Origin of the sequence: Erwinia piriflorinigrans CFBP 5888, assembly GCF_001050515.1 — a bacterium.
In the GTDB taxonomy this organism is placed as follows: Bacteria; Pseudomonadota; Gammaproteobacteria; order Enterobacterales; family Enterobacteriaceae; genus Erwinia; species Erwinia piriflorinigrans.
On the sequence record NZ_CAHS01000002.1, the window covers coordinates 101,446 to 122,224 of the forward strand.

General features: G+C 55.8%; 18 protein-coding genes. 7 read left to right on the forward strand and 11 right to left on the reverse strand.

Going from position 1 to position 20,779, the window contains the following annotated elements; translation table 11 throughout:
- The first annotated feature begins 160 nt into the window (after positions 1–160).
- Complete coding sequence (locus EPIR_RS00610; protein WP_023653356.1) at positions 161–1,153, forward strand: arsenic resistance protein; 993 nt, start codon at positions 161–163, stop codon at positions 1,151–1,153.
- A gap of 55 nt (positions 1,154–1,208) precedes the next feature.
- Here EPIR_RS00610 and glpK read toward each other — a convergent pair whose 3' ends face one another.
- Positions 1,209–2,723: a glycerol kinase GlpK gene (glpK, locus tag EPIR_RS00615; protein WP_023653357.1), complete on the reverse strand. Its 1,515-nt coding sequence runs from the start codon at positions 2,721–2,723 to the stop codon at positions 1,209–1,211.
- 43 nt (positions 2,724–2,766) lie between these two features.
- Positions 2,767–3,600 (reverse strand): MIP/aquaporin family protein, encoded by an 834-nt coding sequence (locus EPIR_RS00620; RefSeq protein WP_048696597.1) that lies wholly within the window; start codon positions 3,598–3,600, stop codon positions 2,767–2,769.
- A 446-nt stretch (positions 3,601–4,046) separates the two neighbouring features.
- On the opposite strand from EPIR_RS00620, the gene zapB reads away from it, so the two are divergent.
- Positions 4,047–4,286, forward strand: a complete 240-nt coding sequence (gene zapB / locus EPIR_RS00625; protein WP_023653360.1) for a cell division protein ZapB — start codon at positions 4,047–4,049, stop codon at positions 4,284–4,286.
- A gap of 76 nt (positions 4,287–4,362) precedes the next feature.
- On the opposite strand, the gene rraA is transcribed toward zapB, so the two are convergent.
- The 6 genes from rraA to priA form a co-directional block, all read right to left on the reverse strand.
- Entirely contained in the window at positions 4,363–4,848 is a 486-nt protein-coding gene (gene rraA / locus EPIR_RS00630) for a ribonuclease E activity regulator RraA (RefSeq protein ID WP_023653361.1), read from the reverse strand.
- Between the two features lie 182 nt (positions 4,849–5,030).
- Entirely contained in the window at positions 5,031–6,362 is a 1,332-nt protein-coding gene (gene hslU, locus EPIR_RS00635) for an HslU--HslV peptidase ATPase subunit (RefSeq protein WP_023653362.1), read from the reverse strand.
- 12 nt (positions 6,363–6,374) lie between these two features.
- A complete protein-coding gene (gene hslV, locus EPIR_RS00640; RefSeq protein ID WP_004154863.1) occupies positions 6,375–6,905 on the reverse strand; it encodes an ATP-dependent protease subunit HslV in 531 nt (176 codons plus the stop codon).
- Between the two features lie 91 nt (positions 6,906–6,996).
- Complete coding sequence (ftsN, locus tag EPIR_RS00645; RefSeq protein WP_023653363.1) at positions 6,997–7,878, reverse strand: cell division protein FtsN; 882 nt, start codon at positions 7,876–7,878, stop codon at positions 6,997–6,999.
- Between the two features lie 169 nt (positions 7,879–8,047).
- A complete protein-coding gene (cytR, locus tag EPIR_RS00650) occupies positions 8,048–9,085 on the reverse strand; it encodes a DNA-binding transcriptional regulator CytR (protein ID WP_023653364.1) in 1,038 nt (345 codons plus the stop codon).
- Positions 9,086–9,295: 210 nt separating this feature from the next.
- Positions 9,296–11,494, reverse strand: a complete 2,199-nt coding sequence (priA, locus tag EPIR_RS00655) for a primosomal protein N' (protein WP_048696601.1) — start codon at positions 11,492–11,494, stop codon at positions 9,296–9,298.
- Positions 11,495–11,710: 216 nt separating this feature from the next.
- Here priA and rpmE point away from each other — a divergent pair, with 216 nt between their 5' ends.
- On the forward strand, positions 11,711–11,923 hold the full coding sequence (rpmE, locus tag EPIR_RS00660; RefSeq protein ID WP_004154867.1) for a 50S ribosomal protein L31: 213 nt from the start codon (positions 11,711–11,713) through the stop codon (positions 11,921–11,923).
- 65 nt (positions 11,924–11,988) lie between these two features.
- Complete coding sequence (locus tag EPIR_RS00665; protein WP_023653366.1) at positions 11,989–12,177, forward strand: hypothetical protein; 189 nt, start codon at positions 11,989–11,991, stop codon at positions 12,175–12,177.
- Positions 12,178–12,236: 59 nt separating this feature from the next.
- On the opposite strand, the gene metJ is transcribed toward EPIR_RS00665, so the two are convergent.
- Positions 12,237–12,554, reverse strand: coding sequence for a met regulon transcriptional regulator MetJ (metJ, locus tag EPIR_RS00670; RefSeq protein ID WP_023653367.1), 318 nt, complete (start codon positions 12,552–12,554; stop codon positions 12,237–12,239).
- Positions 12,555–12,797: 243 nt separating this feature from the next.
- Here metJ and metB point away from each other — a divergent pair, with 243 nt between their 5' ends.
- The 3 genes from metB to metF all read left to right on the forward strand — a co-directional run bounded on the left by metB (position 12,798) and on the right by metF (position 17,565).
- On the forward strand, positions 12,798–13,958 hold the full coding sequence (gene metB / locus EPIR_RS00675) for a cystathionine gamma-synthase (protein ID WP_023653368.1): 1,161 nt from the start codon (positions 12,798–12,800) through the stop codon (positions 13,956–13,958).
- A gap of 2 nt (positions 13,959–13,960) precedes the next feature.
- A complete protein-coding gene (locus EPIR_RS00680) occupies positions 13,961–16,396 on the forward strand; it encodes a bifunctional aspartate kinase/homoserine dehydrogenase II (protein WP_023653369.1) in 2,436 nt (811 codons plus the stop codon).
- Positions 16,397–16,653: 257 nt separating this feature from the next.
- A complete protein-coding gene (gene metF / locus EPIR_RS00685) occupies positions 16,654–17,565 on the forward strand; it encodes a methylenetetrahydrofolate reductase (protein ID WP_023653370.1) in 912 nt (303 codons plus the stop codon).
- Between the two features lie 138 nt (positions 17,566–17,703).
- Here metF and vapB read toward each other — a convergent pair whose 3' ends face one another.
- Both vapB and ppc read right to left on the reverse strand, forming a co-directional pair.
- Entirely contained in the window at positions 17,704–17,934 is a 231-nt protein-coding gene (gene vapB / locus EPIR_RS00690) for a type II toxin-antitoxin system VapB family antitoxin (RefSeq protein WP_048696612.1), read from the reverse strand.
- Between the two features lie 165 nt (positions 17,935–18,099).
- Positions 18,100–20,751: a phosphoenolpyruvate carboxylase gene (gene ppc / locus EPIR_RS00695; RefSeq protein ID WP_023653373.1), complete on the reverse strand. Its 2,652-nt coding sequence runs from the start codon at positions 20,749–20,751 to the stop codon at positions 18,100–18,102.
- Between the last annotated feature and the right edge of the window lie 28 nt (positions 20,752–20,779).

Sequence of the window (20,779 nt, forward strand, 5' to 3'; positions counted from 1 at the left end):
TTATTTATCAGGGCTCTGGCGTTGCATATCACCTGTGGTCTGGTGAAACCGATCGGGATGCGATAAATTTCACGCAAACACAGGGCAATATGACTGAAAATAAAGCGTTATCCTCCACAGTCCGGCAGTGAACGTTCACGCCATAACAAAAGGATTTTTCATGTCTGCATCTGCCGCTAACATGGCCAATCGTCTCAGGAATGGCTTTGAACACCACCAGGTGAGCATTTATTTTAGCGCGATAGCGATCGCTGGCTTAGCCGCCTTGGTTCTGCCCGGTACGCCCGTTCTGGCATCTGCTATTAACCCGGCATTGGCATTGATGCTGTTTGTGACCTTTCTACAGATTCCGCTGGCCGGGCTTGGCAAGGCGGTAACACGGTTACGCTTCCTGTTACCTCTGCTGGTGGCTAATTTTCTGTTTATCCCCGCTCTGGTCGCCATCCTGATACCGTTTCTGCCGCAAAATACGCTGCTACTGCTCGGCGTGCTGCTGGTTCTTCTGACGCCCTGTATCGACTATGTTGTGACGTTTTCCCAGCTTGGTCGCGGTGATTTCCGTCTGCTGCTGGCCTCTACGCCGATATTACTTATCGCGCAGGTGCTGCTGCTTCCGTTCTATCTGCATCTCTTTCTCGGGGAGCAGGCCGCAGGGCTGGTGCAGCCCGGGCCGTTTATTGATGCTTTTCTCTGGCTGATTGTGGCTCCGCTGTGTCTTGCCGCCGTCACGCAGTTATGGAGCAGGCATAGCAGGCTGGGAAATTCGGTCGCGGAGGGGCTTGGCCTGTTGCCGGTGCCAGCGACCGCACTGGTTTTATTTATTGTGGTGGCGGCCATGCTGCCACGGCTGGGAGGGCTCTGGCCCCTGGCCTTGCAGGCTGTGCCTGTCTACGTTGCTTTCGCCGTGCTTGCCCCGCTGGCCGGATGGCTTGCCGCCAGCATGTTTCGCCTGGAGCCTTCTGCCGCCAGAGCGGTGGCCTTTAGTGCCGGAACCCGTAACTCTCTGGTGGTACTGCCGCTGGCGCTAGCCGTGCCGGGCGCTATCCCGGTTCTGCCCGCCATTATTGTCACGCAGACCTTCGTTGAGCTGTTGAGTGAGCTGATTTACATCCGCCTGATCCCTAAGTTGGGCCAGCCGCGACAAAATCAGTAGCTGAACAGGTGCAGGAGGGAGGTTGCCCGTGGTGCGCGACCACGGGCGGACAGAATTAGCTGTCGTCTGTGTCTTCCCACGCCTTGGCGCGGCTGACGGCTTTTTTCCAGCCGGAGTACAGCACATTACGCTGGGTGGTTTCGATGCCAGGGCGGAATTCGCGTTCGATGACCGACTTGGCGCGAACTTCATCCAGATCTTTCCAGAAGCCAACGGCCAGCCCTGCCAGATAAGCCGATCCCAACGCGGTCACTTCACGTACCTCAGGGCGCTCAACGCGCGTACCGAGAATATCGGACTGGAACTGCATCAGGAAGTTATTCGCCACTGCTCCACCGTCCACGCGCAGCGATTGCAGGCGGGTGTTGGCATCGTTCTGCATGGCTTCCAGTACATCGCGAGTTTGGTAGGCGATCGATTCCAGCGTGGCGCGGATAATATGGTTAGCGTTGGCTCCGCGCGTCAGGCCGAAGATGGCACCGCGCGCATACGGGTCCCAGTAAGGTGCGCCTAAACCGGTAAAGGCGGGAACCATATAAACGCCGTTGGTGTCTTTCACTTTCGTCGCAAAATATTCGGAGTCCGTGGCGTCACTAATTAGCTTCATCTCGTCGCGCAGCCACTGAATCGACGCGCCGCCGATAAACACCGCTCCTTCCAGCGCGTAGTTCACCTCACCGCGCGGGCCACAGGCGATGGTGGTTAGCAGGCCGTGGGTGGAGGTGACGGCTTCAGTGCCAGTATTCATCAACATAAAGCAGCCCGTGCCGTAGGTGTTTTTCGCCATACCCGGCTGAACGCACAGCTGGCCGTACAGCGCCGCCTGCTGGTCACCAGCAATACCCGCGATAGGGATGCGCGTGCCGCCCTTACCGCCAATATTGGTTTGACCATACACCTCAGAAGAGGACTTCACTTCAGGCAGCATTTCACGCGGGATATCCAGGATCTCCAGCATGCGCGCATCCCATTCCAGCTGATGAATATTGAACATCATGGTACGCGAGGCGTTGGTGTAATCGGTAATGTGCACCCGCCCTTGCGTCATCTTCCAGACCAGCCAGCTGTCGACGGTGCCAAACAGCAGCTCGCCACGCCGTGCGCGTTCACGGGAACCTTCCACATGGTCAAGGATCCATTTTACTTTGGTGCCGGAGAAATAGGGGTTAATCACCAGGCCGGTGGTGTGGCGAATGTACTCTTCCAGCCCCTCTTTTTTCAGCTTTGCGCAGTAATCGGCAGTGCGCGGATCCTGCCAGACAATGGCGTTATAGATCGGTTTACCGGTCTGTTTATCCCAGATAATCGTCGTTTCGCGCTGATTAGTGATGCCAATAGCGGCAATTTCATCGGAATTGATATCCGCATGCGCCAACACTTCCACCAGGGTGGAGCTTTGCGAAGCCCAGATATCCATCGGATCATGTTCCACCCAGCCCGCTTTCGGGTAGATTTGCTGAAACTCGCGTTGCGACACCGCGACAATATTGGCGTCATGATCGAGGATAACGGCACGGGAACTGGTGGTTCCCTGATCGAGGGCAACGATGTATTTTTTTTCGACGGTCATAGTCTCTTCCTGATGGATAAGCGGTAAGCAGGATTACGCTTTTTTATGGTTTAGCGCGTGACGCTGATTCTGGGTGTTTTTCCACAACCTTACCCGGAAGGTTGCTGGCAATCAGGGCGCGATAGCCAAAGGCTCCGAGGCTGGCACCAAACAGTGGGCCGAAAATCGGCACAAGGAAATAGGGGATATCACGAGCGCCGGTGAAGGCAACGTTACCCCAACCAGCGGCCCAGGCGAAGAGCTTGGGGCCGAAATCTCGCGCCGGGTTAAGGGCAAAACCGGTCAGTGGGCCCATTGATGCCCCGATGGTGGCAATCAGCAAACCAATCAGCAGCGGGGCGATTGGACCACGCGGCAGGCCATTGCCGTCATCGGTAAGTGCCATAATCAGCGCCATCATAATCGCGGTAATGACTAATTCAACCAGAAACGCCTGGCCGACGCTGATATGCGGATTAGGGTAGGTAGAGAAGACCCCGGCGAGATCGAGGCTTTCCACGCTGCCGCGTACCATTTGATGAGTCTGCTCGTAGTCGAGGAACAGATTATGATACAGGGCGTAAACCAGCGCGGCGGAACAAAATGCGCCAGCCACCTGCGCGATAGCAAAAGGAATGACCTTGCGGCCATCAAAGTTGGCAAACAGCCACATGGCTACGCTGACGGCGGGATTGAGGTGTGCGCCTGAAATGCCCGCAGTGAGATAAACCGCCATCGCCACGGCAAGGCCCCAAATAATGCTGATTTCCCACTGGCCAAAGCTGGCATCCGCCACTTTCATTGCGGCGACGCAACCGGCTCCGAAGAAAATTATGGTGGCCGTGCCGAGAAATTCCGCGATGCACTGCCCCTTTAGTGTACTTGTTGCATTACTCATCATGTCATTCCTGTAGGCGAGGTTATGGATTGTTGTTTTTTTGTCGACAGCGCTGAAGCTCTCGCATCTTATTTGTAGGTTCAATGTGAATTTATCGTTAACGAGCATTAACGAGAAATAGCGAAATCAAAAAATGTGTTCTGCGTCATGAAAATGAGCGTTTTCGCGTCTTTTTGCTTTTGGGAACGTTCACGGCGCACGTCGGGTTGCCTGTAAACTGCGCATTTTCTTGACGCGAACTGGATAATGGATGGGGGTGAAAGAAGTCTGCGCCAGGTGTAGACCGAAAATTGTGACTGACTGCCCTCGCTGTAGGGTTAGCTGCTGGACTTGCGCTGCTGCTCTACTTACAATCGATACATCGTTGTTATCCGCGGAATGCCGGTTCATTCCTCACCCCTGCGGCTAGCATCATCAATGCCCTGCGATTAGGAGAGGTTAGAGAAATGTCATTTGAAGTGTTTGAGAAACTGGAAGCGAAAGTACAGCAGGCGATTGATACCATCACGCTGTTGCAGATGGAAATCGAAGAGCTAAAAGAACAAAACGGTAATCTGAACAATCAGGTTCAGCAGGCGTCCGGCAACAGCGAAGCGCTGGTGCGTGAGAATCAGCAGCTGAAGGAAGAGCAGCACGTCTGGCAAGATCGCCTACGGGCACTGCTGGGAAAAATGGAAGAGGTCTGATGCTTCTCCCTCGTTAAAACAGAGAGCGAAAGCTGAGAACGGGTGCCTGTGGCACCCGTTTTGCTATGCGATTGAGCTATTCGATATCGAGCGGATCTTCAGACAGGATCATGCCGGTATTGTCAGCATACAGGTGGTCGCCAGAGAAGAAGGTGACGCCGCCGAAATTCACCCGCACATCGCTTTCACCAATGCCTTCACCGGCAGCACCGGCTGGGATGGCGGCAATTGCCTGAATACCAATATCCAGCTCTTCCAGGTCATCTACCTGGCGCACCGATCCATAAACCACAATGCCTTCCCACTCATTATTCAGCGCTAGTCTGGCGAGAGCCGCATCAACCAGCGCACGCCGCACCGAACCACCGCCATCAACCAGCAGAATGCGGCCACGACCGTTCTCCTCCAGCAAATCATACAGCAGACCGTTGTCCTCGAAACATTTGACCGTGATAATTTGCCCGCCAAACGAGGTGCGTCCACCAAAGTTTGAGAAAAGCGGTTCAACGACGTTCACTTCTTCGTGATAGATGTCGCACAGTTCTGACGTATCGTATTTCATAAGGTTTTCGTCTGTTTGCCAGAGGGAGATTAAGTATATCGCTTAACGATGGCTGTTGGCAAAATCATCAGTTGTTAATCCTTGATGCACAAGCATGAAAAAACCATGCCGCCGATGGCAGAAGTCGCTATGAGGTGAGTGAACACAAAAAACCCGGCGATGATGCCGGGTTGAGATCAGGATTACAAAATAAAGCGGCTGAGGTCTTCGTCGGCGACCAGTTCATCCAGATGCTTACTGACATACTCGGCATCAATGGTGATCGACTGACCGTTAAGGTCGCTGGCATCATAGGAGATCTCCTCCATCAGACGCTCAAGCACGGTATGCAGACGGCGGGCGCCGATATTCTCTGCGGTTTCATTCACCTGCCAGGCAGCGGCGGCAATTTTGCTGATCCCGTCTGGCGTAAAGCTGATATTTACCCCTTCGGTATTCATCAGCGCTTTGTACTGGACGGTGATAGAGGCGCTTGGCTCCGTCAGGATCCGTTCGAAGTCATTGGTGGTCAGTGCCTGTAGCTCGACGCGAATAGGCAGACGGCCCTGTAGCTCCGGGATCAAATCTGACGGGCTGGCAACCTGGAAAGCACCGGAAGCAATAAACAGAATATGGTCAGTTTTCACCATGCCGTGTTTCGTCGATACGGTACAGCCTTCCACCAGCGGCAGCAGATCGCGCTGAACGCCTTCACGCGAAACGTCCGGGCCGGATGATTCGCCGCGTTTACAGACTTTATCGATCTCATCGATAAACACGATGCCATGTTGTTCGACCGCGTCGATGGCTTCCTGTTTCAGTTCTTCCTGGTTAACCAGCTTGGCCGCTTCCTCTTCCACCAGCAGCTTCATGGCTTCTTTGATTTTCAGCTTGCGCGGTTTCTGCTTCTGACCGCCGATGTTCTGGAACATTGACTGTAGCTGGCTGGTCATCTCTTCCATACCCGGAGGTGCCATAATTTCCACGCCGCCGGAAATGGCCGCCAGGTCGATCTCAATTTCTTTATCGTCCAGCTGCCCTTCACGCAGTTTTTTGCGGAATGACTGGCGTGCAGAGGAAGGTTCCGCCGGGGTTTCGTTCTGGCCCCAGTTGTTTTTTGCCGGGGGGATCAGCACGTCAAGAATACGCTCTTCTGCCATTTCTTCGGCGCGATAGCGGTTTCTCTCAATTGCCTGAGAACGGACCATTTTGATCGCAGAATCGGTCAGATCGCGAATAATCGAATCCACTTCCTTACCCACATAACCCACTTCAGTAAATTTGGTCGCCTCAACTTTAATGAAAGGCGCATTGGCCAGTTTGGCCAGACGACGGGCAATTTCAGTTTTACCCACACCGGTTGGGCCGATCATCAGGATGTTTTTTGGCGTCACTTCATGACGCAACTCTTCGTCCAGCTGCATACGGCGCCAGCGGTTACGCAGGGCAATCGCCACCGCACGCTTAGCGCCATCCTGGCCGATGATAAATCTGTTCAGTTCGCTGACAATCTCGCGCGGAGTCATAGCTGACATAAATTAGGATCCTTACGCTTTGGAGGGTAATTCTTCGATGGTGAGGTTATGGTTGGTATAGATGCAGATATCACCTGCAATACCCAGCGCTTTCTCCACAATGTCGCGCGCGCCGATGTCGGTATTTTCCAATAGCGCCCGCGCTGCTGCCTGAGCATATGGGCCGCCTGAACCGATGGCAATCAGGTCGTTTTCAGGTTGGATCACGTCACCATTGCCGGTAATGATCAGTGAGGCATTTTCGTCAGCCACCGCCAGCAGAGCTTCCAGCTTGCGCAGCATACGATCGGTACGCCAGTCTTTCGCCAGTTCCACTGCCGCTTTGACCAGGTGGCCCTGGTGCATTTCCAGTTTGCGCTCAAAAAGTTCAAACAGGGTAAAAGCGTCTGCAGTACCGCCAGCAAAACCAGCAATGACTTTGTCATTGTAGAGACGACGTACTTTTTTTACGTTGCCTTTCATTACCGTATTGCCGAGGGTAGCCTGGCCATCACCGCCAATAACTACCTGGCCGTTACGTCGTACGCTTACTATTGTTGTCATGGGCAGACCCCTTGTTACCGTCAAAAATACGGCCCCACACGTCTTGTGTGGGGCGCAGATGTAACCAGATATGGGGTGGATTTGGGAGGTTTCAACCCCCGGTTGCAACAGGAATACAATTTGAATGGCCGGAGCCATGCAGGCGTTTCAGAATAGAGTCAGCCGTACTGCGACTGTTATATGGACCGATAACAACACGATTCCAGCCGCCGCCGGTGGTGATGCGGCTTTCGAATCCTTCAAATGCCAGCTGGGCGCGGACGGACTCGGCCTGGTCAGTCCCTTTAAATGAACCACACTGTAAGACCCAACGCTGAGTCGTCTGTTTTTCCGCTTCTTTTGGTTTGTTTTCAACTTTTTGCTGCTCGGAAGCTTCCGGTTTAGCCTGACGTACCGGCTCACGCGCTGGCGGTGCAACAGGATGGACAGGCACAGCAGGAGAGCGTTGCGGCTGAGTTTGCGGCGGTGGCGTGCGCGACTGCTGCTGTAGCTGATTCTGCTGCTGACGCTGTATGGTCTGCTGGCGTTGCGCGGGGGTTTGCTCGTTCCACGGCACTTCGTTGAGCTGGGTTGGCTGCTGGCGCATATCCGCCTGCATCTGATCCAGTAGCTGGCGTTGCTCATCGGTGAGCTGCGCCTGAGAATGCGCTTCACCACCTGACGTCGGTTCCGTCGGCGTAGGGACGCCAATCTGGCGATTCTCCAGCTCTTTTATGTAGCGCCAGCGCTCTTCGGGCTTGGGTGGCAGCCCATTACCGGTTGCTTTGTGATCCGGTATCGTCGGTGTTTCTTCTTTTTTATGATGCGCAATAAACCACAGGCCACCTACAAAGGTGACCAGAACGGCAACCGCCAGCACGACCATGATTTTTGATACGCCAGATCCACTGCTGCGTTTTTTGCTGCGACTGTTGGTCTTTTTACGACGCGTCCCTGTCGCCCGCTCGCGGCTTACATAATCTTTTTGTGCCACTATCGTTCCGCTAATATTCTATGAAAGGGAGGGCCGGGTCGCGTTGATACTGGTGCCCGGCTATGGTCCGCCATGTTACTCAAGGGGCGGAAGTTTGACCAGCGGCGATCTTACTAAGAATGCGCTGATTTTCTCTGCGGCATGAGGGATATCCCTTACCGCAGAAATTTTAGTTATGTTCGCGTAGCGAAGGGGCAGTACTGCCACGGATCTTCAATTCAAAATCCAACAGTCTTGAGCCGTTGCTGACGGTTTTTCCCTGTAACTGCTCTAGCAAGAGTAGCATCGCTTCGCGACCTATGCTGAATCGCGGTTGGGCGACGGTGGTTAACTGCGGATCGCTATAGCGTGACAGTTCAATATCATCAAAACCGATAATCGACAGGTCTTGTGGCACACGCAGGCCCATATTTTTCGCCTGTGACATGGCCCCCAAAGCAATAATATCGCTGTGGCAGAACAGCGCGTCGGGCGGTTTTGGCAGCTTCATCAGCTGTTTCATTGCCTGGGAGCCGGCATCGAATGTGAAGTCACCGCGCACGATATATTGCGGCTCCACGGGGGCCCCGTGGCGACGCAGTGCCTGAATATAGCCCTCCAGGCGATACTGGCACAGCGGCATCTCCTCTGGCCCGGAAATACAGGCTATACGGCGGTGGCCGAGCTTTTGTAAATGGTTAACCGCTTCAAACGCTGCGGTCAGATTGTCGATATGCACCGTCGGTATTTCCCGCTCCGGGGCAAACTCATTGGCCATAACCATTGGCGGCAAAAGACGCGGGTCTTCCATGCTGGTGTCAAACGGGACTTGCGAGCCCAGCAGCACCATGCCGTCGATCTGACGCGTCAGCATCATATTAAGGAACGATTTCTCTTGGTTGTTCTGGTGCGCGCAGTCTCCGATCAGCACCAGGTAACCATGACGGGTGGCGACCACTTCAATGCCACGGATAATTTCACTGAAAAAAGGGTCGCAGATATCCGGGACAATCACCAGTACAGTGCGTGACTCACTACGCCTCGCGTGACGAGCGATGGAATGAGTCGAGTAGCCAACGGCAACGGCCGCCAGTTCAACTTTGCTGCGCGTGGCGGCAGAAACCTTTTCGGGATTCATCAGGGCGCGGGAGACCGTTGCCGTGGATACGCCTGCTTTTTTCGCCACGTCCTTCATGGTCGCCACGGTGGTATCTTGATTGTGCTCCAACGCTTCTCTCCTCACGCCAGCTTGAGCCACTGACCTGACTAACTGATAAAGATGACATTTTACAGTGATTCAGATTGGGATACCTGAGCCGACAAACCCGCATTGTTAACAAATATAGCGTTACGATGTGACTTAATTTGCATAAAGATTGTGACTTGTGCGACTTTTTTCGATCCGCTACGCAACTTTGCCATGCAGACGGTGACAGGTTCAGCTCTCTGTCGGATCGATATCAAGCGTCCATTTGACCTTGCGCGACTGGGGCAAAGTGCCAATCAGCGGCAGGCTGGTTTTGATTAGGCGTTGAAGGTGCGCGCGGGAAGGATGCTGTAGCAGTAACTGCCAGCGATAACGCCCCCCGCGTTTAGCCTGCAATGCTGGAACCGGGCCCATCACCCAAAAAGAGTGATCCTTGAGTGGGCTGGCCTCTAGCAGGTTACGCAGCTGTTGCAGGAACAGGCTGGCCTGCTGGTTGTCATGATCTTCGGCGCGGAACAGCGCATGGCTGGTGAACGGCGGCAGAAATACGCTATTACGTTCGCTGAGTGCCTGGCTGGCGAACGCGTCATAGCCCTGATGCAGTAACGTTTGCAGTAGCGGATGTTCGGGGTGATGAGTTTGCAGGACGACTTCGCCCTGTTTACCAGCACGTCCGGCGCGTCCGGCGACCTGGGTATAAAGTTGAGCAAATCGTTCAGATGAGCGGAAGTCAGCGGAAAAGAGGGCGCCGTCTACATCCAGCAGTGACACCAGCGTGACATCCGGAAAGTGGTGGCCTTTCGCCAGCATCTGCGTACCGACAAGGAGGCGTGCGCCGCCGCGATGCACTTCCGCCAGCTGCTGCTCCAACGCCCCTTTACGACTGGTGGTATCACGGTCGATACGGGTCAACGGCACGCCGGGGAACAGCCCGGTGAGGTTGAGCTCAAGCTGTTCTGTTCCCAGGCCAACGGGCACTAAATGCGTTGATCCACATTGCGGACACTGGTGCGGGATTGGGCGCTGGCTGTCGCAGTGGTGGCAGCGTAGCTGCCGCTGTTGTTGGTGCAGCGTGTAATAGCGATCGCAGCGCTGGCATTCGGCAATCCAGCCGCATTCGTGGCACAGCAGGGTGGGAGAGAAGCCACGGCGGTTGAGAAACAGCAGTACCTGGTTGTCCGCTTTCAGATGCTGGCCGATTTTTTTGATCAGCATCGGCGACAGGCCGCCCTGCAACTTAACGCCTTTCAGGTCGACCAGCACCTGTGTCGCCCTGGTGGCATTTCCGGCACGCTTACTCAGGTTCAGCTGGCGATATTTCCCCAGCTGAACGTTATGCAAAGTTTCCAGCGCCGGGGTGGCGGAACCCATCACGATGGGGATATTTTCCTGGCGCGCGCGAAATACCGCCAGATCGCGAGCGTGATAGCGCCAGCCCTCCTGCTGTTTGTAGGAGCTGTCATGCTCTTCATCAATAATGATCGCACCCAGGCGCGCAAAAGGCGTAAACAGCGCCGAACGGGTGCCGATGACAATCGCCGTTTCACCGCTGCGTGCGCGCAGCCATACGGCGAGACGTTCGCTGTCATTTAACCCGGAATGCAGGACATCCACCGGGGCATTAAAACGCTGGCGAAAACGGGCGATGGTCTGTGGCGTCAGGCCGATTTCAGGCACCAGCACCAGCGCCTGATGGCCGCTGGCGAGAATATTTTCCAGCACGCTCAGGTAGACCTCGGTTTTTCCAGAGCCGGTGATCCCCGCCAATAGCCAGGCAGAGAACTGGTCGTCGGCGCTGCGGATAGCACCGACGGCGGTGGCCTGTTCCGTGTTTAATCGCAGGCGTTCACCGTTTAGCGCATAGTTTTCCCGCCAGTCTTGCTGCGCGCGCGGCTGCGGCTGTAGCTCACACAGCCCTTTAGCGCGCAGCGCCTGTAGCGTGGCCTCGGTGATATCGTGCTGACTGACTTCATGGCGATACAGTGCCCGGTTGCGTAATGCGGCCAGCGCCTGCTGCTGTTTCGGCGCGCGTTTCAGGCTTTCTGGTGCGGTGGCGCGCCCCTCATCGGTTATCAGCCATTGCCACAGCGGGGCCTCTTCGGCTGCCTTTCCCTGTCGCAACAGCACCGGCATCGCATGAAACAGCACTTCCCCTAACGGAAAGTGATAGTAGTCCGCTGCCCATAGCAGAATGCGCCATAGGGAAGGGGGATACAGTGAGTGGGTATCCAGTACCTCATGGACGCTTTTCAACTGGTCGAGCGGAAAATCGCTGTGTTCGCCAATCGCCACCACCACGCCAATCGCCCGGCGCTTGCCAAAAGGCACGCTAACACGCCCACCGATAACCGCATGGTTGAGGTGGGGAGGCAACCAATAATCGAAGTTGCGGGCAAGCGGAACGGGTAGCGCGACCTGAACAACGGGCATGAATTCATCCGGGTGAAAAACAGAGCGAGTTAGTGTACACTGTGTCGTCCGAAATGTGCGGATCCGATTGCAACGGGTGGTTAATTTCTGTATAATTCGCCGCCGTTGGTACGACATTTTGGTATCAACTTCACTTAACTATTAATTTTCGTGTGGTGCCGGTGCAGGAGAATTCCTGGCGCGGGAGAGCGACACGGCCTTAACTGAGGTTTTCCCATGAGAAAAGGTATTCACCCAAATTACGCTGAAGTTACTGCTAAATGTTCTTGCGGTAACGAAATCAAAACCCGCTCTACCGTGGGTCACGACCTGAACCTGGACGTGTGCGGCAACTGCCACCCGTTCTACACCGGTAAGCAGCGTGATGTTGCTAGCGGTGGTCGTGTGGATCGCTTCAACAAGCGTTTCAGCATCCCAGGCAGCAAATAAGCAATCCGCCAGAAACGGTTACCGTTTCGGATGCAAGAAAAACCCAGCTTCGGCTGGGTTTTTTTATGGCGCTTATTCAGGATCTGAACGGTTGCCGATCGTTGCTTGAATTGCTGCTGGCAAGCGGACAGGGTTGGGCATTGTTACCGGTGCACATTATGGCGGAGCAGCAGGGCAATATTACAAGGATTGAGACGGAAATGGGGCGTGGCGGGCTGGTGTGTCCAATGGTGGCTATCTGGCTGCTGGGGTAGGGCGGGCATCCGTTAAGACAACGGCTGCCCGACCTGATAAGCGGATTATTTGCGCGTGCTTAGTAGTCCCATGTATCGGGATCGACGCCCATAGCCCGCATGATCGCTTTTGCCTCTTCGGGTATTTCGTCACTGCGCTCTTTGCGCAGATCGACATCGTCCGGCAGAGGTTGCCCGGTAAACGCATGCAGAAATGCTTCACACAACAGTTCGCTGTTGGTGGCGTGACGCAGGTTATTTACCTGACGGCGCGTGCGTTCATCGGTTAGAATTTTTAATACTTTTAACGGGATCGAGACCGTAATTTTTTTTACCTGCTCGCTCTTTTTGCCGTGCTCAGCGTAAGGGCTGATATATTCGCCGTTCCATTCAGCCATGAGTTACCTTAGTCATATGTAAAATGAGAAATGCCGAAATTTGGCTAATTATGCCCGAAGTCAGTGGCTATCACACCGGGATGGCACAACTTTCTCTGGGGTATATGGGCGTAATTCTAACGGTAAATGCGTCATTGCTCAATCTATACGCAAAGACATTTAGATGTCCAGATGTATTGACGTCTATCTTCAGGCTGTTTACTCTATACGCCTTCTCTATCTTCCAGCAGGAATTGATGCACCATGACGCGCAAACAGGCAACCATTGCAGTACGTAGCGGTTTGAATGATGACGAGCAGTATGGCTGCGTTGTCCCCCCGATCCATCTCTCCAGCACCTATAATTTTACCGACTTCAATCAGCCACGCGCTCATGACTACTCACGCCGGGGTAACCCAACGCGCGATGTGGTGCAGCGTGCGCTGGCAGAGCTGGAAGGTGGCGCCGGGGCGGTCATGACCAATACCGGAATGTCTGCAATTCATCTGGTGTGCACGGTATTTCTGCAACCGGGCGACCTGCTGGTTGCACCGCACGATTGTTACGGCGGTAGCTACCGTCTTTTCGACAGCCTGAGCAAGCGCGGCGCGTACCGCGTGAAGTTTGTCGATCAGGGCGATAAAGCTGCCTTGCAGGCTGCGCTGGCAGAAAAACCCAAGCTGGTGCTCATTGAAAGCCCGAGCAATCCGCTGTTGCGCGTGGTGGATATCACCGCTATCTGCCAGGCGGCCACCGCTGCCGGTGCTATCAGCGTGGTGGATAATACTTTCATGAGCCCGGCACTACAGAACCCGCTGGCGCTGGGTGCCGATCTGGTTATTCACTCCTGTACCAAATATCTCAACGGCCACTCCGATGTGGTTGCCGGTGCGGTGATCGCCAAAGATCCGCAGCACGTTACCGAACTTGCCTGGTGGGCCAACAATATTGGCGTGACCGGCGCTGCGTTTGACAGCTATCTGTTATTGCGCGGGCTGCGCACCCTGTCCCCGCGTATGGCGGCGGCCCAGCGCAATGCCCTGGCGATTGTCGAGTACCTGAAACAACAACCGCTGGTGAAAAAGTTGTATCATCCTTCCCTGCCGGAGAACGCGGGGCACCAGTTTGCGCTCACTCAGCAAAAGGGCTTTGGCGCGATGCTCAGTTTTGAGCTGGATGGTGATGAGGCAACGCTGCGTCGTTTTCTGAAAGCGCTGCATTTATTTACCCTGGCGGAGTCGCTGGGCGGCGTGGAAAGCCTGATTTCCCATACCGCCACCATGACGCATGCCGGCATGTCGGCAGAAGCGCGCGCCGCAGCGGGTATTTCCGAAACGCTGCTGCGGATTTCGGTGGGAATTGAAGATCACGAAGATTTAATCGCCGATCTGGATAATGCGTTCCAGGTTGCGGCCAAGAGGTAAGCATGAGTTATTCAGCAGTGGCGAAGGCGGGCAGTTCACGGCAGTTGCATAAATTTGGTGGCAGCAGCCTGGCCGATGCCAAATGCTACCAGCGTGTTGCCGGGATTATGGCGGAATACAGCCAGCCGGGCGATTTAATGGTGGTGTCGGCAGCGGGTAGCACCACCAATCAGCTGATCAGCTGGCTGAAGCTCAGCCAGAGCGATCGGCTGTCTGCTCATCAGGTGCAGCAGGCGCTGCGGCGTTATCAGAGCGATCTGATCGGTAGCCTGTTGCCGCCGGAGGCTGCCGCCCCGCTGATTGCTGAATTTATTTCTGACCTGGAGAGGCTGGCCGCGCTGCTGGACGACGTTATTTCCGATGCGGCCTATGCCGAGGTGGTGGGGCACGGCGAAATCTGGTCGGCGCGTCTGATGTCTGCGGTACTGAGGCTGCGCGATATCGACGCCGGATGGCTGGATGCTCGTCAATTCCTACGCGCCGAGCGTGCGGTACAGCCGCAGGTGGATGAAGCAAAATCATTGCCGCTGCTGCAACAGCTGATGGCGCAGCATCCGTCACAGCGCCTGGTGGTGACCGGCTTTATCTGCGGCAATGATGCCGGTGAGACGGTGCTGTTAGGGCGCAACGGCAGCGACTACTCGGCAACGCAAATCGGCGCGCTGGCGGGCGTGTCACGCGTCACCATCTGGAGTGACGTGGCCGGGGTGTACAGCGCCGATCCGCGCAAGGTGAAAGATGCCTGCCTGCTGCCGCTGCTGCGGCTGGATGAAGCCAGTGAGCTGGCGCGTCTTGCGGCCCCGGTGCTGCATACCCGTACCTTGCAGCCGGTCTCCGGCAGCGATATTGATTTACAGCTGCGCTGTAGCTACCAGCCTGACCAGGGTTCGACGCGCATTGAGCGCGTACTGGCCTCGGGAACCGGCGCACGTATCGTGACCAGTCATGATGATGTCTGTCTGATTGAGTTCCAGGTACCCGCGCAGCATGACTTTGCCAGCCTGCATAAAGAGATCGATCAGCTGCTGCAACGTGCTCAGGTGCGTCCGCTGGCAACCGGCGTCCATCCTGACCGTAATCTGCTACAGCTGTGTTACACCTCGGAAGTGGTGAACAGCGCGCTCACCCTGTTACAGGATGCCGCTCTGCCGGGGCGTTTACAGCTGCGTGAGGGGATGGCGCTGGTGGCGATGGTCGGGGCGGGCGTTTGCCGCAATCCGTTGCACAGCCACCGCTTCTGGCAGCAGATGAAAGACCAGCCGGTTGAGTTTATCTGGCAGTCACAGGATGGCATCAGCCTGGTGGCGGTACTGCGCGTCGGGCCAACCGAACATTTGATCCGTGGGCTGCATCAGACGCTGTTCCGCGCAGAAAAGCAGATTGGCCTGGTGCTGTTTGGCAAAGGGAATATTGGTTCACGCTGGCTGGAGCTGTTTGCCCGTGAACAGGAAACGATTTCAGCACGCACCGGGTTTGAATATATTCTGGCGGGCGTGGTGGACAGTCGTCGCAGCCTGCTTAGCTATGACGGGCTGGACGCCAGCCGGGCGCTGGCCTTCTTTGAAGATGAAGCCGTCTTACAGGATGATGAGTCGCTGTTCCTGTGGATGCGCGCGCACCCGTTTGATGATTTGGTGGTGCTGGATGTCACCGCCAGTGAAACCCTGGCGGAGCAGTATCTGGACTTTGCCAGCTACGGTTTCCACGTTATTGGTGCGAATAAAGTGGCGGGAGCCTCCACCAGCGACAGCTATCGCCAGATCCGCGATGCCTTTGCAAAAACCGGCGGGCACTGGCTGTATAACGCCACGGTTGGCGCCGGGCTACCGGTGAACCACACGGTGCGCGATCTGCGTGAAAGCGGTGACAGCATCCTGTCGATTAGCGGTATTTTCTCCGGCACGCTGTCATGGCTGTTCTTGCAGTTTGACGGGACGGTGCCGTTTACCGAGCTGGTCGATCAGGCCTGGCAGCAGGGGCTGACTGAACCGGACCCGCGTGTCGATCTCTCTGGTCAGGACGTCATGCGCAAGCTGGTGATCCTCGCCCGTGAAGCGGGCTACGATATTGAACCCGACCAGGTGCGCGTGGAGTCACTGGTGCCGCCGGATTGCCAGTCGGGTTCGGTTGACCACTTCTTTGACAACGGCGATGCGCTCAACGATCAGATGCTGCAACGCTTTGAAGCGGCGCAGGAGATGGGGCTGGTTCTGCGCTACGTTGCGCGCTTTGACGCCAATGGTAAAGCGCGGGTTGGCGTGGAAGCGGTGCGTGCCGATCATCCGCTGGCTGCGCTGCTACCCTGTGATAACGTCTTCGCCATTGAAAGCCGCTGGTATCGTGATAATCCGCTGGTGATCCGTGGGCCGGGTGCCGGGCGGGATGTCACCGCCGGAGCGATTCAGTCAGACCTCAATCGTCTGGCACAGCTGCTGTAATATCAGGCTGAAGTTCAGGCCCCGGCGCACCCTGCGTGACGTCGGGGTTAGTGCCGTTTTCCCTAGAATTCATTACCCTTTCCGCCCTTAATTCCCGCGTTTTTCCCACACCTGAAATTTCCTCACCTGTCCGTGAGAAGATGTCAAGGCCGATCGCCATTTATCTGTTGACTGAATAACCGATCTCATCCATTTTGAATGTCTGGACGTCTAAACGTATAGATGTGTAACGGCAGCGATCGATGAGGTAAACGGGTATGAGTTTCTTCCACGCCAGTCAGCGCGAAGCACTGAACCAGAGTCTGGCCGAGATCGGTGGGCAGATTAATGTCTCCTTCGAGTTTTTCCCGCCGCGCACCGGTGAAATGGAAGACATCCTGAGGAACTCAATCGATCGCCTTAGCAGCCTGAAGCCGAAATTTGTGTCGGTAACCTATGGCGCAAACTCCGGCGAACGCGACCGCACGCACACTATTATTAAAGGCATTAAGGAGCGTACCGGTCTGGAAGCCGCGCCGCACCTGACCTGCGTCGATGCCACCCGGAGTGAGTTACGCACCATTGCCGAGGACTACTGGAACAACGGTATTCGCCATATTGTGGCACTGCGCGGCGATCTGCCGCCGGGCGGCGGGCGGCCGGAAATGTACGCGGCCGATCTGGTGGCACTCCTGAAGGAAGTGGGGGACTTTGATATTTCGGTTGCCGCCTATCCTGAAGTCCACCCCGAAGCGAAAAGCGCGCAGTCAGACTTGATTAACCTGAAGCGTAAGATAGACGCCGGTGCTAACCGTGCCATTACTCAGTTCTTCTTCGATGTGGAAAGCTACCTGCGTTTTCGCGATCGCTGTGTCTCTACCGGCATTGACGTTGAGATCGTACCGGGCATTCTTCCGGTATCGAACTTTAAGCAGCTACAGCGTTTTGCCACAATGACTAACGTGCGTGTGCCGGGCTGGATGACCAGCATGTTTGCCGGGCTGGACGATGACCCGGAAACGCGAAAAATGGTGGGTGCAAACGTGGCGATGGATATGGTGAAAATTCTCAGCCGCGAAGGAGTGAAGGACTTCCATTTTTACACGCTGAACCGTGCGGAATTGAGCTATGCCATCTGCCATACGCTGGGCGTGCGTCCGAGTCCGGCGCTGGCGCTTGCCGCCTCTTAACGATACGGGTAAAAAGTGCAGCTTAGCGCGTGTAGCCGGGTTAACGGTTGACCCAGTCCTCCAGGCGCAGGACCGGAACGCTGGTGGCTTGTTTGATGCCGAAGATGCAGATATGGGTGTCCAGCATGAATTTCAGCATCAGAAATGTTCTCGCCTCTGCTCTGACGGTTGTTCACGGTCGTCCATAAAGTCAGCCGTGACATTTTCACCATCAAACCAGTTATCCCAGCTTTCACCTACCGGCGATATAATGCGCGTGCGGCCAATGGCAATAATATCAACGCACTTAACATCTTCCGGTAGTGCCAGGGCTTTGGGCAGGCGCACCGCCTGTGAGCGGTTGTTTTTAAAAACGATGGTTTTTTCCATTTCAAATCCCCCCTCTTTCAGTGATTGCACAATCCCGGCATAGAGCATTTCAGGTATATGTTGAAGGGATATACATTGAGTGATGCTCTCTTAATGCCCGGTCTGATGACCGGGACATATGAGCATTGTCGTGCCGGGCACGGATTGCTAACGGCAGACGCCGGGTTAACCGGTATTACGCATTCCCGCCGCGACGCCAGCAATGGTCACCATCAGCGCCTGCTCGACGTGGGCATCCGGCTCACCGCCTGCGGCTTCCTGCTGACGTGAACGATGCAGCAGTTCGGCCTGCAATACGTTAAGCGGATCGGTATAAACATTACGTAACGCAATCGACTCGGCAATCCACGGCTGGTCGGCCATCAGATGGGCATCGTTGGCAATGGTCAGCACCGCTTTGATATCGGACTCCAGCTGGTCGCGCAGCTGTTTGCCCAGCGGCCACAGTGATTTATCCACCAGGCGCTGATCGTAATATTCAGCCAGCCACAGGTCGGCCTTCGAGAACACCATCTCCAGCATGCCGAGGCGCGTAGAGAAGAATGGCCAGTCGCGACACATGGCTTCCAGCTGGTCCTGATGACCGTCTTCCATCACCTGCCGGAGCGCCGCACCGGCACCGAGCCAGGCTGGCAGCATCAGGCGGTTCTGTGTCCAGGCGAAGATCCAGGGGATGGCACGTAGCGACTCGACGCCGCCGGTCGGACGACGTTTCGCCGGACGTGAGCCGAGCGGCAGCTTAGCCAACTCCTGCTCCGGCGTGGCGGAGCGGAAGTAGGGGACGAACTCCGCGTGCTCACGCACGTAGCCACGGTACATTTTGCAGGAGACCGCTGACAGCCGATCCATAATGCCGATCCATTCGGTCTTTGGCTCCGGCGGCGGTAACAGGTTGGCTTCGAGGATCGCGCCGGTATACAGCGACAGGCTGCTGATGGTCACTTCCGGCAGACCGTACTTAAAGCGGATCATCTCACCCTGTTCGGTCACGCGCAGTCCGCCTTTCAGGCTGCCCGGAGGCTGTGACAGCAGGGCGGCATGCGCCGGAGCGCCACCGCGACCAATGCTACCGCCGCGTCCGTGGAACAGCGTCAGGGTGATACCGGCTTTCTCACAGGTTTTGATCAGCGCATCCTGTGCCTGATACTGCGCCCAGCTGGCCGCCATGACGCCCGCATCTTTTGCCGAGTCAGAGTAACCAATCATTACCATCTGTTTGCCCTGAATCAGACCACGATACCAGTCGATATTCAGCAGCTGGCTCATCACCTCGTTGGCATTATTCAGGTCGTCGAGGGTTTCAAACAGCGGTGCCACCGGCATGGCATAGTCAATCCCCGCCTCTTTCAACAACAGATGCACTGCCAGCACGTCAGACGGCGTTTTCGCCATTGAGATAACATAGGCGGCAATCGATCCTTGTGGCGCTTCAGCGGCCACGCGGCAGGTATCCAGCACTTCTTTGGTTTCGGCGCTCGGCTCCCACTGACGCGGTGTCAGCGGACGTTTAGAATTCAGTTCGCGGATCAGAAATGCCTGCTTGTCGGCTTCTGACCAGCTTTCATAGTCACCGAGGCCAAGATAACGGGTAATTTCAGCAATCGCTTCGGTGTGGCGGGTGCTTTCCTGACGGATATCGATACGCACCAGCGGCACGCCAAAACACTTCACGCGGCGCAGGGTATCCAGCAGTTGGCCGTTTGCAATAATGCCCATGCCGCAGGCCTGTAATGACTGGTAGCAGGTATACAGCGGGTCCCATAACTGATCGTTTGAAATCAGCAGGTCCGCAGGGCGCGCTAAACGTTCGCCTTTCAGACGGCCAGCCAGATAAGCCTGAGTGCCCATCAGCTGGCTACGCAGGTTTTTCATGATCTCACGGTACGGCTCCAGCGCTTCCGGGTTGCCGCACAGTTCGCGTACTTCCGGCGTAGATTCAGACATCGACAGCTCGGAAATCAGCACGGCGATGTCGCGCAGGAACAGGTCGGTCGCTTTCCAGCGGCTGAGTAGCAGGACGTGGCGAGTGATATCGGCGGTGACGTTCGGGTTGCCGTCACGGTCGCCCCCCATCCAGGAGGTAAACTGCACCGGGACGAAGTCGACCGGCAGGGTATAACCAAATGCGCTTTCCACCTGCTCATTCAGCTCACGCAGGAACTGGGGCACCCCTTCCCACAGACTGTTTTCTACTACCGCAAAGCCCCATTTGGCTTCGTCAATCGGGGACGGACGGTATTTACGGATTTCGTCGGTATGCCATGCCTGCGCGACCAGCTGGCGCAGGCGGCGCATGATCTGTGCGTGCTCGTAGTCCGATAAATCATTGTGATCTAACTGTTTAAGACAGCTGTTCACTTCCACCAGTTTGTGGATCAGGGTGCGGCGCGTGATTTCAGTCGGGTGCGCGGTCAGTACCAGTTCCAGCGACAGGGATCCGAGGGCTTCACGCACGGCCGCTTCGGTCAGGTTCGGCTGCTGCTTCAGACGCTGAAACGTCTCAAGCAGCATTTCCGGATTTTTTGCACCTTCGCCGTTCGGCGAAATGGTGTGGTACTGTTCGGCGACGTTGGTCAGGTTCAGGAACTGGCTGAAAGCGCGTGCAACCGGCAACAGCTCGTCGTTAGACAGATTTTGCAGCGTGGAGAGCAGTTCCTGACGGTGGGCGTCATTACCCGCACGAGATGACTTAGAGAGTTTACGAATGGTTTCTACCCGATCGAGAATGTTCTCTCCCAGCGCATCCTTAATCGTATCCCCGAGCAGTTTGCCGAGCATACTGACATTACTTCGCATTGCGGAATATTGTTCGTTCATATGGTCCCTGACACCCTTTCTTGTATTT

Bases quoted from the DNA above. Each gene is read 5' to 3' on its own strand.
- hslU (WP_023653362.1), bottom strand. From the start codon at position 6,362: ATGTCAGCTATGACTCCGCGCGAGATTGTCAGCGAACTGAACAGATTT.
- zapB (WP_023653360.1), top strand. From the start codon at position 4,047: ATGTCATTTGAAGTGTTTGAGAAACTGGAAGCGAAAGTACAGCAGGCG.
- EPIR_RS00680 (WP_023653369.1), top strand. From the start codon at position 13,961: ATGAGTTATTCAGCAGTGGCGAAGGCGGGCAGTTCACGGCAGTTGCAT.
- vapB (WP_048696612.1), bottom strand. From the start codon at position 17,934: ATGGAAAAAACCATCGTTTTTAAAAACAACCGCTCACAGGCGGTGCGC.
- hslV (WP_004154863.1), bottom strand. From the start codon at position 6,905: ATGACAACAATAGTAAGCGTACGACGTAACGGCCAGGTAGTTATTGGC.
- EPIR_RS00620 (WP_048696597.1), bottom strand. From the start codon at position 3,600: ATGAGTAATGCAACAAGTACACTAAAGGGGCAGTGCATCGCGGAATTT.
- metF (WP_023653370.1), top strand. From the start codon at position 16,654: ATGAGTTTCTTCCACGCCAGTCAGCGCGAAGCACTGAACCAGAGTCTG.
- EPIR_RS00665 (WP_023653366.1), top strand. From the start codon at position 11,989: ATGGCGCTTATTCAGGATCTGAACGGTTGCCGATCGTTGCTTGAATTG.
- EPIR_RS00610 (WP_023653356.1), top strand. From the start codon at position 161: ATGTCTGCATCTGCCGCTAACATGGCCAATCGTCTCAGGAATGGCTTT.
- metB (WP_023653368.1), top strand. From the start codon at position 12,798: ATGACGCGCAAACAGGCAACCATTGCAGTACGTAGCGGTTTGAATGAT.
- ppc (WP_023653373.1), bottom strand. From the start codon at position 20,751: ATGAACGAACAATATTCCGCAATGCGAAGTAATGTCAGTATGCTCGGC.
- rpmE (WP_004154867.1), top strand. From the start codon at position 11,711: ATGAGAAAAGGTATTCACCCAAATTACGCTGAAGTTACTGCTAAATGT.
- priA (WP_048696601.1), bottom strand. From the start codon at position 11,494: ATGCCCGTTGTTCAGGTCGCGCTACCCGTTCCGCTTGCCCGCAACTTC.
- rraA (WP_023653361.1), bottom strand. From the start codon at position 4,848: ATGAAATACGATACGTCAGAACTGTGCGACATCTATCACGAAGAAGTG.
- metJ (WP_023653367.1), bottom strand. From the start codon at position 12,554: ATGGCTGAATGGAACGGCGAATATATCAGCCCTTACGCTGAGCACGGC.
- glpK (WP_023653357.1), bottom strand. From the start codon at position 2,723: ATGACCGTCGAAAAAAAATACATCGTTGCCCTCGATCAGGGAACCACC.